Source organism: Chachezhania sediminis (assembly GCF_009765275.1).
Taxonomy (GTDB): Bacteria; Pseudomonadota; Alphaproteobacteria; order Rhodobacterales; family Rhodobacteraceae; genus Chachezhania; species Chachezhania sediminis.
The window spans coordinates 26895-44485 of record NZ_VOPH01000009.1 but is presented as its reverse complement, the minus strand read 5'-3'; the positions used below and the strand labels follow the sequence as shown (position 1 = coordinate 44485).

The following is a 17591-nucleotide window of genomic DNA, read 5'->3' as shown; positions in this document are numbered from 1 at the left end:
GAACCCGGGGCCTTCGGGCGCGTTGTATCTGCATGAGCTTCATTGATATTGCCCCTGCAGACAAAGCCACCGAAGGCCGCGTCCCTGGCCCCGCCACCGCCGGCGCGGCGCGCGCAATTCCGCGCTCGACCGTTCCGACCGAAACCTCTGCCGCGGCCCCCCGCACCTGCCTGACGGAAAGCCTGGCCTATCCGCCGCTGCCGCAGGCCCCCAGCGCGATCAACACCCGCCGCGTGGGGATCGAGATCGAGTTCGGCGGCCTGTCGCCGGAAGAAGCCGCCCGCTGTGCCGCCGCCGCCGTTCATGGCTCGGCCGCGCCTTTGGGCCCCGCCGAATGGCATGTGCCGAACTCGGATTGCGGCGCATTGGACATCTACCTGGATACCAAGTTCCGGCCCCAGTCGGCCGGGTTCCTGGCGGATGCGGTGATCTCGCTCGGCCGGTCGGTGATCCCGGTCGAGGTCGTAACCGAACCTCGTCCGCAGGCGGATCTTCCCGTGATGGAATCCATGCTGTCCGCGCTGACCGCACGGGGCGCCAAGGGATCGGGCGACGGCCTGGCGTGGAGCTTCGGTCTGCACCTGAACGTGGAACTGGCGGACCCGAAATCCGGGGCCGACCTGCCCCCGGTCGCGCTGGCCTTTGCCCTGCTGGAACCCTGGCTGCGCGCCCGCGACCCGATGGATTTCAGCCGCCGGATACTGCCCTTCGCGTCGACCTTCCCGGACGGTTTCGTGGACGAGATGGCCCATGCAGGGCCCGAGATGGACATGGACACATTCGTGGGTATCGTCGGTCGGCACATCGCCAGCCGGAACCACGGTCTGGACCTGCTGCCGGCCATCGCTGCCGTTCGTCCGGACGAATTCCAGCACTACTACCCCGGCAATACCACCGTGAAGCCGCGGCCCGCCTTCCACTACCGGATGCCCGACAGCCGTCTGGGCACGCCGGGCTGGTCGCTGGCCTATGAATGGCGCCGCTGGGTGCTGATCGAACGGGTCGCCCGCGCCCCGCATCTGCTGGCGACGCTGTGCGAGGTCTGGGAAGACTACATGGGCTTCGACGCCAGCCGCGAGGATGCGTTGATCTATCATTCCGAGGTGACCCGGCTTCTGGGCGCACAGGCCATGCTGGCGCCCGCCGGCGGAGGCACCCGCGTGGTATGACCGACACGGGCTTTGGACAGATCGGCGGATCGGGACGCGGACGGGTCGCGGCGGGGCAAGGCCTTTTGACCTGGGTCCTGAGCGGGATCGTGCGCTGGACCACAAGGGTCTTCGGCCGGTTCCGGGGCAACCGGGACCGGCCCGTGATCGCGGTGACGACGTCGCGCCGGTCCGGGTGGCGAATCTTTCCGCTGGTGGCCTTCAACTTGTGGCTTTGCGGCGGCCGGGCCGTGCGCTGGAAGGTGGGCCGCCCGTCGGACCTTGACGCCGTGGACGGCCTGATCATCGGCGGCGGCGACGACATCTCTCCGGCGATGTACGGGGGCGAACTGATCGTCGAGGCAAAGCTGGACCCGGACCGCGACGCGCTGGAACGCCGCCTGGCCGAGGCAGCGATAGAGCGCGGCGTGCCGGTCCTGGGGATCTGCCGCGGCGCGCAGATGCTGAACGTCGCCGCGGGTGGCACGCTGCACGGCGACGCCTTCGCCGAATATCCCGGATCGCGCCGCTATTACACCGTGTTGCCCCGCCGCCGGGTCCGGCTGGAGCCGGGATCGAGGCTGGCCCGTGTCGCGGGGGGCCGCAGGCGCGCGGCACAGCGTCTGAAGGTGAATGCGCTGCATTCCCAGGCCGTGGACGATCTGGGCGCGGGATTCAGGATCGCCGCCCGGGACGAAGGCGGCATGATCCAGGCCATCGAACGGGTGGGCCCCGGTTTCGCGCTTGGCGTCCAGTGGCATCCCGAACATCTGTTCCTGGTCAAGTCCCAGCGCCGGATTTTCGCGGCGCTTGTCGCGGCCGCACGGGCACAGCAGACGGTGGCACGCACCGTCTGATCCTGTCCCGGCGGCCGGTATCGTGGTCCCGGCGGATGTGGGGCGCCATTCCTTCCAGCGCAGTAAAGGGCAATACTGGCCGGAAAGCACGGATGACGGCCCCGACCATCGTGCCATCGCAGGCAGGTCGCTTTCCGAAGATCCCACCCGACAACCGGACGACGCAGACCCGGGCAGGGGCCAAAGCGGTCCCTTCCACCGTTTCGGAGCGCCGTCAGGGCCGGCCTTGTCAGGCGGGACAGGCCGTGAACAGGACCTGGCCCCGGGGCAGCATCCGATCCTGTCGCAGGACATGCCAGCCGGTGGTGGCGGCGATATGGGCCACGTCGGCCTGAAGCAGGTGATAGGGCGGGCGGATGTCGTGCGTGACCACGCCGTCGGGTTGGCGGACGGGACTGGCCGCTGCCGGGGCATCGGGGGCAAGGAAGACGGTGAACAGGACCAGTTCCAGCTTCGAAAAGCGCTTCAGGTTGGACAGGGCGCGGCGCAGATAGGCCATCGGCAGGTGCGGGAAGACCGCGAAGGCGATCGCGTGGGTGATATCGTCGGGGATAGCGGGAAAGTCGAAGCTTGCGTCGCGGACCAGATGCCGGGGGTTCAGCCGGTCCGGATCCGCCAGTTCGTTCCGATGACCGGCCAAGAGGATTTCGCGCGAGGCATCCGTGGCCCAGTAATGGCCGGGATCCAGATAGGGCACCGCTTTGCAGCCCAGCCGCAGGGACCCTGCGCCGATATCCAGAAGGTGGTGATGCGGCAGCACCCCAGCGTCGCGCAGGATCTCCATCTGGATGCGGCCGGTTTCGTCCCAGCGGCCGCCCACGACCTCGCGGTGACGGCCCGCCGCGATGGCGGTGTCATAAAAGCCTGACACCTCGTAAGGGTTCGCGGGCGGGGAGCGGCGGGCGGTCAAGGCGGAACTTTCGCAAGGGATCAGCCCTGCCATTCGGCCGCCCGGAGCCCGGCTGTCAACCCGCCTCGGCCACCTTGGCCGCGGGCTTTTCGCGATCCAGATAGGGCTTCATCAGCGTTAGCATTGCCGATATCCCGTGATCATCGCTGACCTCTTCCCGCCGCAGGTTCTGGCGGAGCGCGATGCCGTCGAAGCTGAGCATCAGCGCCTGGGTCAGCACATCGTGTTCGGCCGGGCTGGCGCCGGGCAGGATATCGCCGATCATTTCGCGGATACGCTCCAGCGTCCACATCAGCAGTTCGGGGTCGTATTCGTCAGAGGGCTTCACCGTTGCCAGCACCTGGACCAGCGTCATTGTCTGGCCCGACGGATCGCTGGCGATCCCGTGCAGCAGCCCTTCGACCAGCGTGTGCAGACGGTCCTGTGGATCGCTGACAGAGCCGACCTTTTCCTCCAGCTCTGTCACCTTCTGGCGCATCCAGGGATCGAAGACCGCGAAGCCGATGTCGAACTTCGACTGGAAGTAGACATAGACGTTCGACTGGGCCGTTCCTGCCTGGCGCGCAATCGCCCCGATCGTGGTCGCGGTATAGCCCTTCTCCATGAAAAGCTGGTGCGCCGCGTCCAGGATCGCCTGCCGGACCTGTTCGCTTTTTGGGCGGGCCATCTGCTGAATTCCCCTCGGTTTTTGAACGAATGACATTCGCTATTGACAGAATCAACCCTCTTCGTGCGTCTTAAAAGAACGACGTTCGCTTAAGCGCCGAAGAGCGCGACAGACCGACGGGAGCCAAAATTGACGCCACCTGACGACAGGCGGATTCTGTCCGCCGTATCCATCGCATCCGTGGTCCGGCCATGAAGATCGAAGGCCGTTTCGACGTGAATGCCCCCCGGGCCGAAGTCTGGGACAAGGTCCGCGATCCCGCGGTCATGGCCCAGTGCATCCCCGGCTGCGAAGACATCGAGGAACAGGGCGACGATGCTTATCGCGCCGTGGTGGCGGTGAAGGTCGGGCCGATCAAGGCGCGCTTCAACCTGCTGGTCGAGGTGCTGGAAGAGCTGCCGCCGCATACCGTCATCTCCCGGACGTCGGGGGACGAGGGGACGCGGGCCAGTGTCGTGACCTCGGAAAACCGGCTGACCCTGACCGAGACCGCAACGGGCACGCAGGTCGATTACATGGCCGACGTTTCGGTCACCGGGCGGTTGGGCAAGTTCGGCCTGGGGATCTTTCGCAAGAAGGCGGATCAGATGGCCGCCACCTTCGTCGATAATTTCAGCAAGCATCTGGAGGTTTCGGCATGACGCAGATTCTGCAACCCGAAACGCTGGACGAGGCGCTGGCCGTCCTGGCCGCGGAAGACGAGGCCATGCCGATGTCCGGTGGCGCCACGCTTGTCGCGATGAAGAACGCGCGTCTGGTAGAGCCCACGCATCTTGTCAGCCTGGACCGGATTGCGGGGCTTCGGGGCATCGCCACGCTGCCCGACGGAAGGATCCGGATCGGCGCGATGACGCGGCATTTCGAAACTGCATCCAGCGCGTTGCTGACGGGATCGCTGTCGGTTCTGCGGCAGGCGGCGGGTAAGATCGCCAACCGCGTCGTGCGCAACATGGGCACCATGGGAGGATCGGTCGCCAACGCCGATCCGGCGGCGGACTATCTGCCGGCGCTGGCCTGCTGCGATGCGGTGCTGACCATCGCCCGCGCGGGCGGCGAACGCGAATTGTCGATCCTCGATTATGTCGAAGACTGGTACGAAACCGCATTGGAAGAGGGCGAGGTCATAACCGCCTTCACCCTTCCCGCGCCAGAGGAGTCCCCGTCGGCCTATCGCAAGATCGCGCGGGTGACTGGCGATTTTGCCACCGCGTCCTGCGCCATGGCGCTGACGGCGGACGGGCAGGGGATTCGCGTGGCCATCGGCGCCTGTGGGCCCGGGCCGCTGCGCGATCCCGAGGCTGAACAGGCCCTGATCGGAAAACTGGATGATCCCGACGCGGTGACGGCCCTGGCGGAAAGGTTGGTCGCCATGGCCGATCCGATCGACGACGTGCGGGGCACGGCCGACTACCGGCTGGCGCTGATCCCGCGACTGGTCCGGCAGGGCCTGGACGACCTGAAGAAGGACCTGCGCTGATGGCCAAGAAACAGCTGTTCTCCCTTTCCGTGAACGGGGAGGAGGTCGACGTGGCCTCGCCTTCGGACGCGACGCTTCTGGAAACCCTGCGCGAGGATCTGCGGGTGCTGTCGCCCAAACGCGGTTGCAACCAGGGTGTCTGCGGTGCCTGCACCGTGCTGGTCGACGGCGTGCCGGTCCGGTCCTGCCTGACGCTGACCGCGCTCTGCGAAGGGCATGACATCGGGACTGTCGACGGCATGGGCGAAGACCCGATCCTGGCCACGCTTCAGAAGCACATGGTGGAAAAGGGCGGGGTCCAGTGCGGCTTTTGCACCGGGGGCATGCTGATGTCGGCGCGGAACCTTCTGGCGGAAACGCCGCGGCCCAGCCGCGACACCGTGAAATCCGCCCTGTCCGGGAACATCTGCCGCTGCACCGGCTATCGCACCATTGTCGATGCGGTCTGCGGCGCGGCCGAGGAGCTGGCACAATGACGCTCGATACCTCTCTGCTGGCCGGGACCGCCGTCGGTAAATCCGTCCCCAAGACCGACAGTGCCGAAAAGGTGCTGGGCCGGGCCGAATACATCGCCGACATGTATCTGCCCGGCATGCTGCACGGCGCCATCCTGGCCAGCCCCCATGCCCATGCGAAGATCAAGGGCTATGACCTGACCGAGGCGCTGGCCGCCCCCGGGGTCGTGGCGATCGTCACCGGCGACGACGTGGGCGAAGGGCGCATGGGCGCCTTCATCAAGGACGAACATGCCATCGCCAAGGGCAAGGTCCTTTATGTCGGGGAGCCCGTCGCGGCCGTTGCGGCGCGGACCGAGGCCGAAGCGCGCCGCGCCTGCCAGCTGATCCGCGTCGATTACGAGGAACTGCCCGCCGTCCTGTCGCCCGAGGCCGGGCTGGAAGACGATGCGCCGATCCTGCACGAGAAGCTGGCCGACTACATCAAGGTCTTCGATGCAGGTTCGACCGGCAACCTGTGCAGCCGGACGGAACTGGTCGAAGGGGATGTCGAGGCCGCCTGGGCCGAGTGCGACGTGATCGTCGAGGGCGAGTTCACGACCCAGCCGCAGGCCCACGTATCCATCGAACCCTGCGGCGCGCTGGCGACGGTCGATCCGGCGGGTCGCGTCACGCTCTGGTCTGCGAACCAGTCGGTGTTCCGGGTGCAGGCCAATGTCTGCGAAAGCCTCGGGCTCCCGATGTCGCAGCTGCGCAGCCTGACGCCCCGCGTCGGCGCCGGCTTTGGCAACAAGATGGAGCCGCATATCCAGCCGATCACCGTGGCCCTGGCGATGAAGGCGAAACGGCCCGTGAAGCTGATCCTGTCGCGTGAGGAAGATTTCGAGATGGTCCGCGCGCGCCATCCCTTCAGGGTGAAGATGAAGACAGGCGCCAAGGCCGACGGCACCATCGTCGCGCGGGATTGCGAGGTGCTGGTCGATTGCGGCGCCTTCGCCGACGACAGTCCCGGCGTCATGGGCTATGCGCTCTTGATGTGCGGCGGGCCCTACCGGATCCCGAACATGCGGGCGGCGGGGCAGCTGGTCTATACCAACAAGCTGCGTTTCGGTGCGTTCCGGGGCTTCGGCAACCCGCAGGTCCTGTTCGCGGGCGAACAGCAGATCGACGAACTGGCTGAAAAGCTGGGGATGGATCCGTTCGAGATCCGCCGCAAGAACCTGGTTGCCAGCGGCGACACGTGGTTCGTGGGTCCGCAGGTCGCCTCCTGCGGCATGGACCGCTGCCTGGATGCGGTGGAAGAGGCTGCAACGAAGCCGCGGGCCGATGGCACCCCCCGCAATCTGGGCCTGTCGATCACCGCCCATATCTCGGGCCTTCTGGGCACCGGCGCGATTGTCCGGATGCTGGAAGACGGGACGATTTCGCTGAACACCGGCGCCACGGATATCGGGCAGGGCAGCGACACGGTGCTGGCCCAGATCTGCGCGGAAGAGCTGAAGCTGCCCTTCGAACAGGTGGCCGTGGCCAGCCCGGACACCGACGGCTCGCCCTATAACTGGGGCACTACGGCGTCGCGCGTGACCTATACGACGGGGCGGGCGGTGAAGGGCGCGGCGCGGAAGGTCGTGGACCAGGCGATGGCGCACGCGGCCGAGATGCTGGAATGCCCGGTCGAAGAGCTGGAGCTGCGCGAAGGCGGGCGGATCGGGCGCGTGGGGTCGAACAGCGACGTGACCTTTGCCCAGATTTCCGGCCGGGCGCACTGGGCCATCGGCGGGCCCATCGTCGGCAGCGACACACTGGTCTTCGACCAGCCGACCCACGATCCGAAACGCGCCGTGGCGCTGGGGCTGCCCTTCCCGCGGATCGGCGTCTTCAGCTTTGCCGCCACCGCTGTCGACGTGGACATCGACCAGGTGTCGGGCCAGGTGTCCGTCCACGAGGCGTGGACGGCGGCCGATGTCGGCCGGGCGATCAACCCGCAACTGTGCGAGGTGCAGCTTTACGGCGGCTTCGTCCAGGGTCTGGGTTTTGCCGTGGTCGAGGAGATGGTCTGGGACGGCGCCCGCCTCGCGAACCCGTCCCTGATGGATTACAAGGTGCCCACGTCGCGGGATGTGCCCGACGCCCTTCATGCCATCATCGTGGAAGATCCGGATCCGACCGGGCCCTTCGGGGCCAAGGGCGTGGGAGAGATCGGGCTGAACCCGGTCCCCGGCGCCGTGGCCAACGCGGTCGCCGCCGCCACCGGGTTCCGCCATCGCCACCTTCCCCTGACGGGGGAGAGGGTGCTGAACGGCATGATCCGGGCCGGCACGGCCTGATCGAACCAAATAACAAGATAATAAAGACCAACAGGAGAGACGACATGAACGTGACGAGACGGTGGGCAACGACCCTTCTGGGGGCGTCGCTGACAATGGCCGCGGCGATGCCGGCGCTGGCCGAGGGCGACCCGATCCGCATCGGCTATTCCATGGCGCGGACCGGGATCTTTGCCGCTGCGGCGCCTTCGCAGGAAAACGCCTACAACCTGTGGCGGGACCAGGTGAATGCCGATGGCGGCCTGGCCCTGCCCGATGGAACCAGGCGGCCGGTGGAATTCGTCAGCTACGACGATCAGTCGAACCCGGCCAATACGGTGCGGATCTATGAACGGCTGATCACGCAGGACGATGTCGATCTTCTGGCCGCGCCCTGGGGCACGCCGATGCACCTGGCGCTGGCGCCGGTGCTGCAGCGCTACAAGATGCCGATGGTCGGCAACACCGCCGCATCCGTCCAGCTGCGCAAGGTCGCGCCCGGTTACATCTGGTTCCCGACTTCGGCCATCCCCGACCAGATGGGCGCGGAACTGGCCAAGATGATGAAGGCCGAAGGCGTGACCTCTGCCGCGCTGCTGGCCAACGAGTTGCCCTATGCGCAGGAATTCCGCAGCTTCCTGATCCCCGCGCTGAAGGAGGCCGGGATCGAGGTCGTGGTCGACGAAAGCTATCCGCCCGACATCAAGGACATGACGTCCATGCTGGTGGACGTGAAGGCCAAGGCGCCCGACGCGGTGATCGCCATGACCTATCCATCGGATGCCTTCCTGTTCGCCGGTCAGGCCAAGGAACTGGGGATCGAGGCACCCTTCGTCCTGTCGCTGGTCGGCCCCACAATAGACGCCTATCGCAAGGCCAATGGCGCAAGTGTCGATGGCATCGTGTCGTCCGCGCACTGGTCGCCTGAATCCGATGCCTGGCCGCGCGGCAAGGCCTTCTTCGACGCCTATGTCGAAAAATACGGCGAGGAACCGGATGCGCTGGATTCTGCGCTGTCCTTCATGTCGCTGGAGATCCTGCAGCAGGCGGTGGAACAGGCCGGGCTGGAGCCCGAAGCGATCCGCAAGGCGATCTTCGAAGGCAGTTTCGACACGATCAACGGCAAGGTCGAGTTCGAGGGCGTGCAGAACACCGTGACGCCCACCGGCTTCGTCCAGATCCAGGACGGCAAGATAGAACTGGTCTGGCCGGCAGAGATCGCGACTTCGGACTTCCAGCCGAAACAGGGCTGGTGAACGCACCCGGCGGACGGGCCCTGTAGGGGTCCGTTCCCAGGCACGACGATGATCGGACCCTGATGTGGATACGCTCCTTTCCGGACAACTGCTTTTCGCGGCGCTGGTGTCGGGCTCGCTCTATGCGCTGGTGGCGCTGGGGCTGAACCTGGTCTACGGCACGCTGCGGCTGCTGAACATCGCCCATGGCGACCTGGTGATGATCGGCGCCTATACCGCCTTCGGCGCTTTTAGCCTGTTTCACCTGCCGCCCGTGATCTCGGTCTTTCTGGCCGCCGCGGTCTGTGCGGGCCTGGGCTGGGCGGTCTACGAAGGGCTGTTCCGCCGACTGCTGGCCAACCCGACGCTGGCCAAACGGGTCGAGGCGAATTCCCTGATCCTGTTTTACGGCATCTCGGTCATCCTGCAGAACGTCGTGGCGATGACCTTCACCGCTTCCTCGCGGGGCTACCAGTACCTGGATACGGTCATCACCTGGGGCGGGGTCAGCATGACCGGTAACCGCCTGCTGACGCTGATCGTGGCCTCGGCGGTCTGTTTCGGGACGCTGCTGTTCCTGCGCCACACCCTGTTCGGGTGGAGCCTTCGGGCCGTGATCGAACGGCGCGAGGCGGCGCAGGTCGTGGGGGTGAACCTGAACCGGGTGCAGCTGATCACCATCTGCGCGGGCTTTGCCGCCGCCGGTGTCGCCGGCACGCTGGTGTCGATGACCGAACAGATCACGCCCTTCATGGGCTTTCCCTTCACCATCGTGGCTTTCGTCGTGATCATCGTCGGCGGCCTTGGAAATATCGGTGCGGGCGTGCTGGCGGGCTTCTGCCTTGGACTGGTGGAAACCTACGGCATCGCGCTGACCTCTCCGGGCTATCGGTCGATCCTGATCTACGGCCTTTTCGTCGCGGTCCTGCTGATCCGGCCCGAAGGCGTGTTTTCCAAGGCGGTGCGGTCATGAAGGGCCTGATCCTTGGCCTGGTCTGCGTCGCGGGGGCAGCCGCCGTGCCGATGCTTGGCAATCCCTATTACACCGGCGTGATCTTCCAGCTGGCGATGTGGATCGCGCTGGCGCAAAGCTGGTCGATGCTGTCGGCCACAACCGGCTATCTGTCGCTGGGCCACGCCGTCTTCTACGGCATCGGCGCCTATGTCTGCGTGCTGCTGACCGGATCGGTGCCCTTTGCCGTGACGCTGATCGCGGGCGCGCTGGCGGCGGGCATCTTTGCCGCCGCGATCGGGTTGCCGGTGCTGCGGGTCCGCGGACCCTATTTCGTGATCCTGACCTACGGGCTGTCGGAACTGGTCCGCCATGTGGTCATGCGGATCGAAAGCGCGCTTGGCAGTTTCGGGCGCATGATCTTCATAGTGCCGCCCATCGAAGTGCTGATGTGGTGCATGCTGGGCCTGGCCACGCTGGCCTGCCTTGGCGCCTGGGCGATCCGGCATTCGACCTTCGGCGCCGGTCTGTCCGCCATCCGCGAGGACGAGGTCGCCGCCGAAACCGTCGGTGTCCCGGTCACGCGGCTGAAGCTTCTGGCCTTTGTCGCTTCGGCCATCATCCCCGGCGCCGTGGGTGGGCTTGCGCTGTTGCGCACGAGTTACTTCGAACCGGGCCAGGCCTTCGACCCGGTGATCAGTTTCACCATCGTCACCATGGCGCTGGTCGGCGGCACGGAGACTGTCCGCGGCCCGATCCTGGGTGCGGTGGCGCTGACGCTGCTGTCGGAACTCCTGTGGTCGAACCTGCCGCAGCTTTACATGGTGGTGCTGGGCTCCACGCTGATAGGCTTCATCCTGTTCGTGCCGCGCGGCGTGTCCGGCCTTGTCGACCAGATTGCGGGGCGGCGCTGATGGCCTTGCTGGATGTGAAGAACGTGACCAAGCAGTTCGGCGGCCTGAAGGCGCTGAGCGATGTGTCGATGACCGTCGAGGCCGGAGAGATCTTCGGCCTGATGGGGGCCAACGGGGCCGGCAAGACGACCCTTTTCAGCGTGATCGCGGGCCATGTGCCGCCTACGGCGGGCGAGGTCCATTTCGACGGCCGCCGCATCACCGGTGCCTCGCCCAGCCGGATCTGCCGGGCGGGCCTGTGCCGGACGTTCCAGATCGTGCGGCCCTTCGGCGGGCTGACGGTGGCGGAAAACGTCCGGGTCGCTGCGCTTTATGGGGCGGGGGGGCGGCAGGACCGCGCGGCCGTGGCCCGCGCCGTCGACGACGCGCTGGAGGCCGTGGGGCTGGCGGACCGGCGTGAAATCCTGGCCTCCGGCCTGACCCTCTCCGGCCAGAAACGGCTGGAGATCGCGCGCGCGCTGGCGACCGGCGCGCGGCTTGTGATGCTGGACGAGGTGATGGCCGGCCTGAACCCGACCGAGATCGCGGCGATGCTGGAAACGCTGGCCGACTTGCGCAACAGGCGCGGGCTGACCTTCGTCATCGTCGAACACGTGATCGGCGCCCTGATGACACTGTCGGACCGGATCCTTGTCCTGGACCATGGCGAACGGATCGCCTTCGGCACCCCGGACGAGATCGGCCGGGATGCCAAGGTGGCGGAGGTCTATTTCGGATGACCGACACGATGCTGCATGTTGCGGGTCTGAACGCGGGCTATGGCGCGGTGCAGGTGCTGCACGACATCGCCTTCGATGTGGCGCGCGGGGGCGTGACGACCCTGATCGGGGCCAATGGTGCTGGCAAGACCACGATCATGAAGGTGCTGGCGGGGCTGCTGGCGCCCATGTCGGGGACCGTGACCTTCGACGGGGCGGACCTGCTGCGGCTGGCCAGCCACGACCGGGTGAACGGCGGTGTCAGCCTGATCCCCGAAGGCCGCATGGTCTTTCCCGGGATGAGCGTCGAACAGAACCTGCGCCTGGGCGCCATCGCCCCGGCGGCGCGGGCGGGCCATGACGAGGCGCTTCAGGACGTGTTCCGCCGGTTCCCCAAGCTGAAGGAACGCCGCGCACAGCTTGCGGGCCTTCTGTCCGGCGGCGAACAGCAGATGCTGGCGCTGGGGCGGGGTCTGATGGCGCGGCCGCGGCTGATCCTGATGGACGAACCGACGCTGGGGCTGGCGCCGGTGATGGTGAAACAGGTCTTTGCCACCATCGCCGAACTTCGGGCGGCGGGCTTTACCATCCTTCTGGCGGAACAGAACGCCACTGTCGCGCTGGAACTGGCCGACCGGGCCTATCTTCTGGAAAATGGCCGTATCGTGCAGGCCGGCACGGGGCCCGAGCTTCTGGGCTCGGACGACGTGCGCCGCGCCTATCTGGGGATGTAGCCGATGCCCCGTACAGACAGGACCTGACCCATGCGTTTCATTGCCCTCTTCTTCGACGACGTACAGCCCGACCAGATCGATGCCGCCATAACCAAGGCGCATTTCGACTACCTCGCCGATCATGCCGACCGGATCACTGACGCCGGTGGCCTGCGGCCAGCGCCGGGACAGCCTTTCTGCGGATCCGTCTGGGTGATCGAGGCCGACACCCTGGCCCAGGCGCAGGCCCTGGCCGATGGCGATCCCTATTGCGCGGCGGGGCTTCGGCCCGACTACCGCGTGCTTGTCTGGGGCAAGGCGCCCCTTCCGCACCGAACCTGAAAGGACACCAAAATGACCACTCCCGACGGCACCCAGGTGAAGATCTTCACCCCCGACACCACCAGTCAGGCCAAGCAGGGCATGCCCCAGTTCTTCGGCGTGTCGGAGATGAGCACCGGGTCCAAGCACCTGTCGCTGAACCTGACCGCCTTCGGCCCCGGCGGCCAGGCGAAATCGCACCGCCACAAGGATTATGAAACCGCGATCTATACCGTTTCGGGCAAGATCGTGCTGTTCCACGGGCAGAACCTGGAAGTCGAAAGCCTGATGGAACCGGGCAGCTTCTGCTTCATCCCGGCGGACGTGCCGCACGTGGCCTTCAACGTGTCGATGGACGAACCGGCCACGGCGATCACCGCCCGGAACGACCCGCGCGAACAGGAAAACGTGATCCTGATGCCGGAGCTTGACACAGCCGAACTGGAAGAGCGCATTGCCAAGCGCCGGGCCGAGGGCTGAGCGATGAAGGTCCTGATCGCCGGGGGCGGCATCGGTGGGCTGACGGCCGCGCTGTTCTTCCAGAAGGCCGGGATCGAGGTCCGGGTGTTCGAGAAGGTGCCGGAAATCCGCCATCTGGGCGTGGGCATCACGCTTCTGCCCCATGCCGTGAAGACGCTGGACATGATTGGCCTGATGGAGCCGCTGGACGCGCTTGGCATCCGCACCGACCGGATGCTGTTCCGCACAAGGCAGGGGCAGGATGTCTGGGACGCGCCGCGGGGGCTGGCGGCGGGTTACGACGTGCCGCAGATCACCGCGCACCGGGCCGATATCCACCAGGTGCTGCTGGACGCGGTGGCCGACCGGCTGCCGGAGGACGCGCTGACGCTGGACGCGGCTTTCGAGGCGGTCGAGCAGACCGACAGCGGTGTGGTCGCGACCTTCCGCCGGTCGGACGGGTCCACCATCGAAGCGACGGGCGACGTGCTGATCGGGGCCGACGGGATCCATTCCGGCGTCCGCCGGGCGCTGAACCCGGACGAGGGCGCGCCGCGCTGGTCGGGCCTGATGCTGTGGCGCGGATCGACCGACTGGCCCAGGGTGCTGGACGGGCACACGATCATCAACTCCGGCCCGATCAGCCGGAAGTTCATCTTCTATCCCATAGGCCCGGGCAAGACGCCGGACACCCAGCTGATGAACTGGGCCTGCGTCGTCCGCCAGGCGGAACCCGGCGCACCGACCCCGGGGCAGGAGAGCTGGGACCGCGAGGCCAAGGCCGAGGTGCTGCACCCGATCCTGAAGGACTTCACGGTGCCGGAAACCGACATCCGCGCGCTGGTCGATGCGACGCCGGTCTTCTGGGATTTCCCGATGTGCGACCGCGATCCCTTGACCACGTGGACGAAAGGCCGCGTCACCCTTCTGGGGGATGCCGCGCATCCGATGTACCCGTTCGGGGCCAACGGATCGGCCCAGGCGATCCTGGATGCCGAGGCCATCGCGCGCCATTGCGCGGGCCTGTCCGACGATCCCGCGGGCGCGCTGGCTGCCTATCAGGACGAACGTCTGGACAAGGTGAACCAGGTCGTGGCCGGCAACCGGACCGGGGGCCCGGAACGGGTGATCGACGAGGTCGAGCGTCTGGCCGCCGACCTTCCGGGCCAGCGCTTCGAGGATATCGAGGACGTGCTGCCCATGGCCGACCGCGACGCCATCGTGAACGGCTATTCCCGGTTGGCGGGTTTCGCGGCCGACCAGCTGCGCTGAAGGACCTGCGCGGCGGGTTCCGCCGCGCACGGCCCCGGGCTAGGGTTACCGGAATCTGGAAGGAGACCGGCATGACCCGATGGCCCGACCCGCGCCTTGATGCGCCCGATCCCGCGACGTTTTCGCCCCGCCAGCGAGAGGTCCACGATGCCATCACCGCCGGCCCCCGCGGGTCCGTCCCCGGGCCGCTGGCGATCTGGCTGCACCGCCCGGAACTGGCGGCCCGCGCGCAGGCGCTGGGGCAGTACTGCCGCTATGACAGCGCGCTGGAACCGCGCCTGTCGGAACTGGCGATCCTGGTCATGGCCCGGACCTATGGCGCCGAATATGAATGGTTCGCCCACAAGAAAGAGGCGCTGAAGGCCGGTCTTTCGCCGGATCTGGTCGAGGCGATCCGCACCGGCACGTCCCCCGGCTTCGCGGACGTGGAGGAAGAGGTCGTACATGCCGTCGCCACCTCTGCCCTGGAAACGCGGCAGGTGCCGGATGACCTTTATGCCCGTGCGGCCGAGGTCCTGGGCACCGACCGGCTGGTCGATCTGGTGGGGGTGCTGGGCTATTACTCGCTGATTTCCCTGACGCTGAACATCTTTCGGGTCTCACCGCCGGAGGCGGAACCGAAGGAGTTCGAATGATCGCATGACGTCTCCAATAAGGTCCCACCCGGCCGCAGGCCGGGTAGCGGTCGACCCGCCCCCCCGGGGCGGCCGCTTCGCGACCTTCCCGCGGGTCGACCGCTACCCTTCTTGCTGAAACGGTTTACGTACCGCGTGACTACACAAACCGACAGGAGCTCCCGATGCACTATGGCAAGGACCGCCCCGACGTCCTGAAACATGACCCGTTCAAGGCGATCATCGCGCCGCGGCCGATTGGCTGGATCGGCACGCTGAATGCGGACGGCATCCCGAACCTGGGCCCCTACAGCTTCTTCATGGCGGTGGCGAACAACCCGCACATGATCGCCTTTACCTCCGAAGGGCTGAAACATTCGGCGGCCAATGCGAAGGATCGGGGCGAATTCACCTTCTCGCTGGCGACCGAAGCGCTGGCGCAGCAGATGAACATCTCTTCCGAAGCGGTGCCCGACGGGGCCAACGAATTCGCGCTGGCCGGCCTGACCCCTGGCCAGCCGGTGGAAATCGCGACGCCCTTCGTCGCCGAAAGCCCGGCCGCGCTGGAATGCGTCACCCTCTCCGTCCAGCAGCTGCAGGACCGGCATGGCACGCTGATGGACCGCTACTTGGTTCTGGGTGAAGTCGTGCAGACCCATATCCGGGACGAATACGTGAAGGACGGCCTTTTCGACACAGTGGGCGCGCGACCCATCGCGCGGATGGGATATCGCGAATACGCCACCGTCACCGAGGCGTGGGAACTGATGCGCCCCGACGACTGACAGGTGCCCTGCGGCTGTCGCCCCTGGTCAGCCAGTCGATCAGGTCCGCCAGATGCGCCCGGCGTTCCCGGCTTTTCGGGTGGACCAGGCTGTAGGGGTGGCCCATCGGGATCGCGATGCCCGACAGCGCCACAAGGCGGCCGGTCAGCAGGTCGTCTTCCGCCATCATGCGCTGCCCCAGCGCGACGCCCAGCCCGTCGCGCGCCATGTCCAGCGACAGCCGCGACATGCCGACGGAAAAGCCCTTGCCGCGGGCTGACCGGTCGATGCCGTTGCGGTCGAACCAGGCCTCCCACGACGGATGCGACCCGAAGCCCGGGCCCCAGTCTGTGTGGATCAGGTCGTCGTCCGGTACGCCCGACAGGCCCGGTCCCGCGGCGGCCGGGTTCCGCGCCAGGTAGGACGGGCTGCACATCGGCAGCACCTCGTCCGCGATCAGACGGCGGGTGACCAGATCTGGATAAAGGTTCGTGCCATAGCAGATCCGAAGGTCGATCCCCGCGGCCGAGAAATCGACCGGATCGTCCTCGATCCGCAGGGCAAAGCGCGTGTCGGGATGGCGGCGGACAAAGGCCGTCAGCCGCGGTGACAGCCAGCGCCCGGCGACCGAGGGCAGGGTGCTGATCACCAGCCGGTTCCGCGCGCTGCCCGACAGGGTCTGTTCCGTCAGGTCGGAGATGGACTGCAACGCCTCGGTCGCACCGGCAAAGATCGCGTGGCCGGCATCGGTCAGCACCACCCTGTTGTTCAGCCGGCTGAACAGGCGCTTGTCCAGAAAGCCTTCCAGATTGCGGACCTGCTGGCTGACGGCGGCGGCCGACACGCCCAATTCGGCGGCGGCGGCGACATAGCTGCCGGTGCGCGCCGCGGCCTCGAAAGCACGCAGCGCATTCAGCGGGGGAAGGGTTAGGGACATCGGCTCTGCCTAAGAAAATCTAGGTCAGCCTAACAATTTCTGCCGTTGCGGAAACATGATTCTTGGCCAAACCTTTACCCGTCATCTTCGGAGGCCAAAGTGGACCATATTCTAGATCTCGACCGCTACCCGCTCGACAAGCCGGGCACCAATGCGTGGAACGACCTCGTCCAGCGCTGCCGCGAGGACATGGCCCGTGGCGGCATGTTCAACCTGGAAGGTTTCATGCGGCCCGAGGCGCTGGAAAGGGCCATGGCCGAGATCGAGCCGGTCATGGATACCCTGTCCTTTGTCCATAAGCGGCACCACAACTGTTACTTCAGGGATCACGTCGACGGGCTGTCGCCGGACCACCCGGCGCTGCAGAAGGTCGACACGATCAACCACACCGTCTGCTGGGACCAGATCCCGATGTCGGTGCCGGCTTGGGTCTATGAATGGCCGCAATTCGCGGTCTTCCTGGCGGCGACCCTGGACAAGAAGAACCTGTTCACGATGCGCGATCCGCTGGCCCGGATGAACATCATGAAGTACGGCGACGGCGAGGCGCTGAACTGGCATTTCGACCGGTCGGAATTCACCACCACCCTGCTGTTGCAGGAACCGTCGGGCGGCGGACGATCCGAATACAGGTCGAACCTGCGCACAGATGACGACCCGAATTACGACGGGGTGGCCGCCGCGCTGGAAGGCCGCGATCCGGACCTGAAGAGCTTTGACATGACGGCCGGCACGCTGAACGTCTTTCGGGGCAAGAACACGCTGCATCGGGTGACCAAGTGCACCGGCCCGCAGGCGCGTTACATCGCCGTCTTCTCCTATTACGAACGGCCCGCCGTCACCTTCTCGAAAGAAGAACAGATGGGCTTTTACGGGCGGGCGGCCTGACGCG

General features: G+C 66.6%; 20 protein-coding genes. 17 read left to right on the top strand and 3 right to left on the bottom strand.

The genetic code is table 11. From position 1 onward, the window contains the following. Positions 1-32 precede the first annotated feature (32 nt). Both FQK05_RS20560 and FQK05_RS20555 read left to right on the top strand, forming a co-directional pair. The gene (locus FQK05_RS20560) at positions 33-1169 is read left to right on the top strand and encodes an amidoligase family protein (RefSeq protein WP_158970414.1); all 1137 of its coding nucleotides are present in this window, start codon (positions 33-35) and stop codon (positions 1167-1169) included. After that, positions 1166-2005: a gamma-glutamyl-gamma-aminobutyrate hydrolase family protein gene (locus FQK05_RS20555; RefSeq protein WP_158970412.1), complete on the top strand. Its 840-nt coding sequence runs from the start codon at positions 1166-1168 to the stop codon at positions 2003-2005. Before FQK05_RS20560 ends, FQK05_RS20555 begins: the two co-directional genes overlap by 4 nt. A 229-nt stretch (positions 2006-2234) precedes the next feature. Here the strand turns inward: FQK05_RS20555 and FQK05_RS20550 are convergent, their stop codons facing one another. Both FQK05_RS20550 and FQK05_RS20545 read right to left on the bottom strand, forming a co-directional pair. Next, on the bottom strand, positions 2235-2915 hold the full coding sequence (locus tag FQK05_RS20550; RefSeq protein WP_233270606.1) for a class I SAM-dependent methyltransferase: 681 nt from the start codon (positions 2913-2915) through the stop codon (positions 2235-2237). Positions 2916-2970: 55 nt separating this feature from the next. After that, positions 2971-3582 carry a TetR/AcrR family transcriptional regulator gene (locus FQK05_RS20545; RefSeq protein ID WP_158970408.1) on the bottom strand — a complete coding sequence of 204 codons (612 nt, stop codon included), beginning with the start codon at positions 3580-3582 and terminating at the stop codon, positions 2971-2973. A gap of 191 nt (positions 3583-3773) precedes the next feature. On the opposite strand from FQK05_RS20545, the gene FQK05_RS20540 reads away from it, so the two are divergent. The 14 genes from FQK05_RS20540 to FQK05_RS20475 all read left to right on the top strand — a co-directional run bounded on the left by FQK05_RS20540 (position 3774) and on the right by FQK05_RS20475 (position 15783). Further along, on the top strand, positions 3774-4223 hold the full coding sequence (locus FQK05_RS20540; RefSeq protein WP_158970406.1) for a CoxG family protein: 450 nt from the start codon (positions 3774-3776) through the stop codon (positions 4221-4223). Further along, positions 4220-5059, top strand: a complete 840-nt coding sequence (locus FQK05_RS20535) for an FAD binding domain-containing protein (RefSeq protein WP_158970404.1) — start codon at positions 4220-4222, stop codon at positions 5057-5059. The genes FQK05_RS20540 and FQK05_RS20535 overlap by 4 nt, the downstream gene beginning before the upstream one ends. After that, positions 5059-5535 carry a (2Fe-2S)-binding protein gene (locus FQK05_RS20530; RefSeq protein WP_158970402.1) on the top strand — a complete coding sequence of 159 codons (477 nt, stop codon included), beginning with the start codon at positions 5059-5061 and terminating at the stop codon, positions 5533-5535. The genes FQK05_RS20535 and FQK05_RS20530 overlap by 1 nt, the downstream gene beginning before the upstream one ends. Continuing rightward, on the top strand, positions 5532-7841 hold the full coding sequence (locus tag FQK05_RS20525; protein ID WP_158970400.1) for a xanthine dehydrogenase family protein molybdopterin-binding subunit: 2310 nt from the start codon (positions 5532-5534) through the stop codon (positions 7839-7841). The genes FQK05_RS20530 and FQK05_RS20525 overlap by 4 nt, the downstream gene beginning before the upstream one ends. A 44-nt stretch (positions 7842-7885) precedes the next feature. Then, a complete protein-coding gene (locus tag FQK05_RS20520; protein ID WP_158970398.1) occupies positions 7886-9076 on the top strand; it encodes an amino acid ABC transporter substrate-binding protein in 1191 nt (396 codons plus the stop codon). A gap of 64 nt (positions 9077-9140) precedes the next feature. Next, a complete protein-coding gene (locus FQK05_RS20515) occupies positions 9141-10028 on the top strand; it encodes a branched-chain amino acid ABC transporter permease (RefSeq protein WP_158970396.1) in 888 nt (295 codons plus the stop codon). Next, positions 10025-10921 carry a branched-chain amino acid ABC transporter permease gene (locus FQK05_RS20510; protein ID WP_158970394.1) on the top strand — a complete coding sequence of 299 codons (897 nt, stop codon included), beginning with the start codon at positions 10025-10027 and terminating at the stop codon, positions 10919-10921. The genes FQK05_RS20515 and FQK05_RS20510 overlap by 4 nt, the downstream gene beginning before the upstream one ends. Continuing rightward, complete coding sequence (locus tag FQK05_RS20505; protein WP_158970392.1) at positions 10921-11640, top strand: ABC transporter ATP-binding protein; 720 nt, start codon at positions 10921-10923, stop codon at positions 11638-11640. The genes FQK05_RS20510 and FQK05_RS20505 overlap by 1 nt, the downstream gene beginning before the upstream one ends. Beyond that, complete coding sequence (locus FQK05_RS20500) at positions 11637-12353, top strand: ABC transporter ATP-binding protein (RefSeq protein ID WP_233270605.1); 717 nt, start codon at positions 11637-11639, stop codon at positions 12351-12353. The genes FQK05_RS20505 and FQK05_RS20500 overlap by 4 nt, the downstream gene beginning before the upstream one ends. A gap of 30 nt (positions 12354-12383) precedes the next feature. Next, on the top strand, positions 12384-12674 hold the full coding sequence (locus FQK05_RS20495) for a YciI family protein (RefSeq protein WP_158970390.1): 291 nt from the start codon (positions 12384-12386) through the stop codon (positions 12672-12674). A 12-nt stretch (positions 12675-12686) separates the two neighbouring features. Beyond that, positions 12687-13133 carry a cupin domain-containing protein gene (locus FQK05_RS20490; RefSeq protein WP_158970388.1) on the top strand — a complete coding sequence of 149 codons (447 nt, stop codon included), beginning with the start codon at positions 12687-12689 and terminating at the stop codon, positions 13131-13133. A 3-nt stretch (positions 13134-13136) separates the two neighbouring features. Beyond that, positions 13137-14384: an FAD-dependent monooxygenase gene (locus FQK05_RS20485; protein WP_158970386.1), complete on the top strand. Its 1248-nt coding sequence runs from the start codon at positions 13137-13139 to the stop codon at positions 14382-14384. A gap of 71 nt (positions 14385-14455) precedes the next feature. Further along, positions 14456-15019, top strand: coding sequence for a carboxymuconolactone decarboxylase family protein (locus FQK05_RS20480; RefSeq protein ID WP_158970384.1), 564 nt, complete (start codon positions 14456-14458; stop codon positions 15017-15019). 164 nt (positions 15020-15183) lie between these two features. Further along, positions 15184-15783 carry a flavin reductase family protein gene (locus FQK05_RS20475; protein ID WP_158970382.1) on the top strand — a complete coding sequence of 200 codons (600 nt, stop codon included), beginning with the start codon at positions 15184-15186 and terminating at the stop codon, positions 15781-15783. Here FQK05_RS20475 and FQK05_RS20470 read toward each other — a convergent pair. Then, positions 15746-16699: a LysR substrate-binding domain-containing protein gene (locus tag FQK05_RS20470; protein ID WP_158970380.1), complete on the bottom strand. Its 954-nt coding sequence runs from the start codon at positions 16697-16699 to the stop codon at positions 15746-15748. The two genes, FQK05_RS20475 and FQK05_RS20470, sit on opposite strands and share 38 nt — an antisense overlap. Positions 16700-16798: 99 nt before the next feature. Between FQK05_RS20470 and FQK05_RS20465 the strand changes: the two genes are divergently transcribed. Continuing rightward, positions 16799-17587: a HalD/BesD family halogenase gene (locus FQK05_RS20465; protein WP_158970378.1), complete on the top strand. Its 789-nt coding sequence runs from the start codon at positions 16799-16801 to the stop codon at positions 17585-17587. Positions 17588-17591 lie beyond the last annotated feature (4 nt).

Excerpts from the sequence above, each read along its gene's own strand:
- FQK05_RS20535 (WP_158970404.1), top strand. The coding sequence starts at position 4,220 with ATGACGCAGATTCTGCAACCCGAAACGCTGGACGAGGCGCTGGCCGTC.
- FQK05_RS20510 (WP_158970394.1), top strand. The coding sequence starts at position 10,025 with ATGAAGGGCCTGATCCTTGGCCTGGTCTGCGTCGCGGGGGCAGCCGCC.
- FQK05_RS20560 (WP_158970414.1), top strand. The coding sequence starts at position 33 with ATGAGCTTCATTGATATTGCCCCTGCAGACAAAGCCACCGAAGGCCGC.
- FQK05_RS20505 (WP_158970392.1), top strand. The coding sequence starts at position 10,921 with ATGGCCTTGCTGGATGTGAAGAACGTGACCAAGCAGTTCGGCGGCCTG.
- FQK05_RS20480 (WP_158970384.1), top strand. The coding sequence starts at position 14,456 with ATGACCCGATGGCCCGACCCGCGCCTTGATGCGCCCGATCCCGCGACG.
- FQK05_RS20545 (WP_158970408.1), bottom strand. The coding sequence starts at position 3,582 with ATGGCCCGCCCAAAAAGCGAACAGGTCCGGCAGGCGATCCTGGACGCG.
- FQK05_RS20525 (WP_158970400.1), top strand. The coding sequence starts at position 5,532 with ATGACGCTCGATACCTCTCTGCTGGCCGGGACCGCCGTCGGTAAATCC.
- FQK05_RS20540 (WP_158970406.1), top strand. The coding sequence starts at position 3,774 with ATGAAGATCGAAGGCCGTTTCGACGTGAATGCCCCCCGGGCCGAAGTC.
- FQK05_RS20495 (WP_158970390.1), top strand. The coding sequence starts at position 12,384 with ATGCGTTTCATTGCCCTCTTCTTCGACGACGTACAGCCCGACCAGATC.
- FQK05_RS20500 (WP_233270605.1), top strand. The coding sequence starts at position 11,637 with ATGACCGACACGATGCTGCATGTTGCGGGTCTGAACGCGGGCTATGGC.
- FQK05_RS20520 (WP_158970398.1), top strand. The coding sequence starts at position 7,886 with ATGAACGTGACGAGACGGTGGGCAACGACCCTTCTGGGGGCGTCGCTG.
- FQK05_RS20490 (WP_158970388.1), top strand. The coding sequence starts at position 12,687 with ATGACCACTCCCGACGGCACCCAGGTGAAGATCTTCACCCCCGACACC.
- FQK05_RS20470 (WP_158970380.1), bottom strand. The coding sequence starts at position 16,699 with ATGTCCCTAACCCTTCCCCCGCTGAATGCGCTGCGTGCTTTCGAGGCC.
- FQK05_RS20555 (WP_158970412.1), top strand. The coding sequence starts at position 1,166 with ATGACCGACACGGGCTTTGGACAGATCGGCGGATCGGGACGCGGACGG.
- FQK05_RS20530 (WP_158970402.1), top strand. The coding sequence starts at position 5,059 with ATGGCCAAGAAACAGCTGTTCTCCCTTTCCGTGAACGGGGAGGAGGTC.
- FQK05_RS20475 (WP_158970382.1), top strand. The coding sequence starts at position 15,184 with ATGCACTATGGCAAGGACCGCCCCGACGTCCTGAAACATGACCCGTTC.
- FQK05_RS20485 (WP_158970386.1), top strand. The coding sequence starts at position 13,137 with ATGAAGGTCCTGATCGCCGGGGGCGGCATCGGTGGGCTGACGGCCGCG.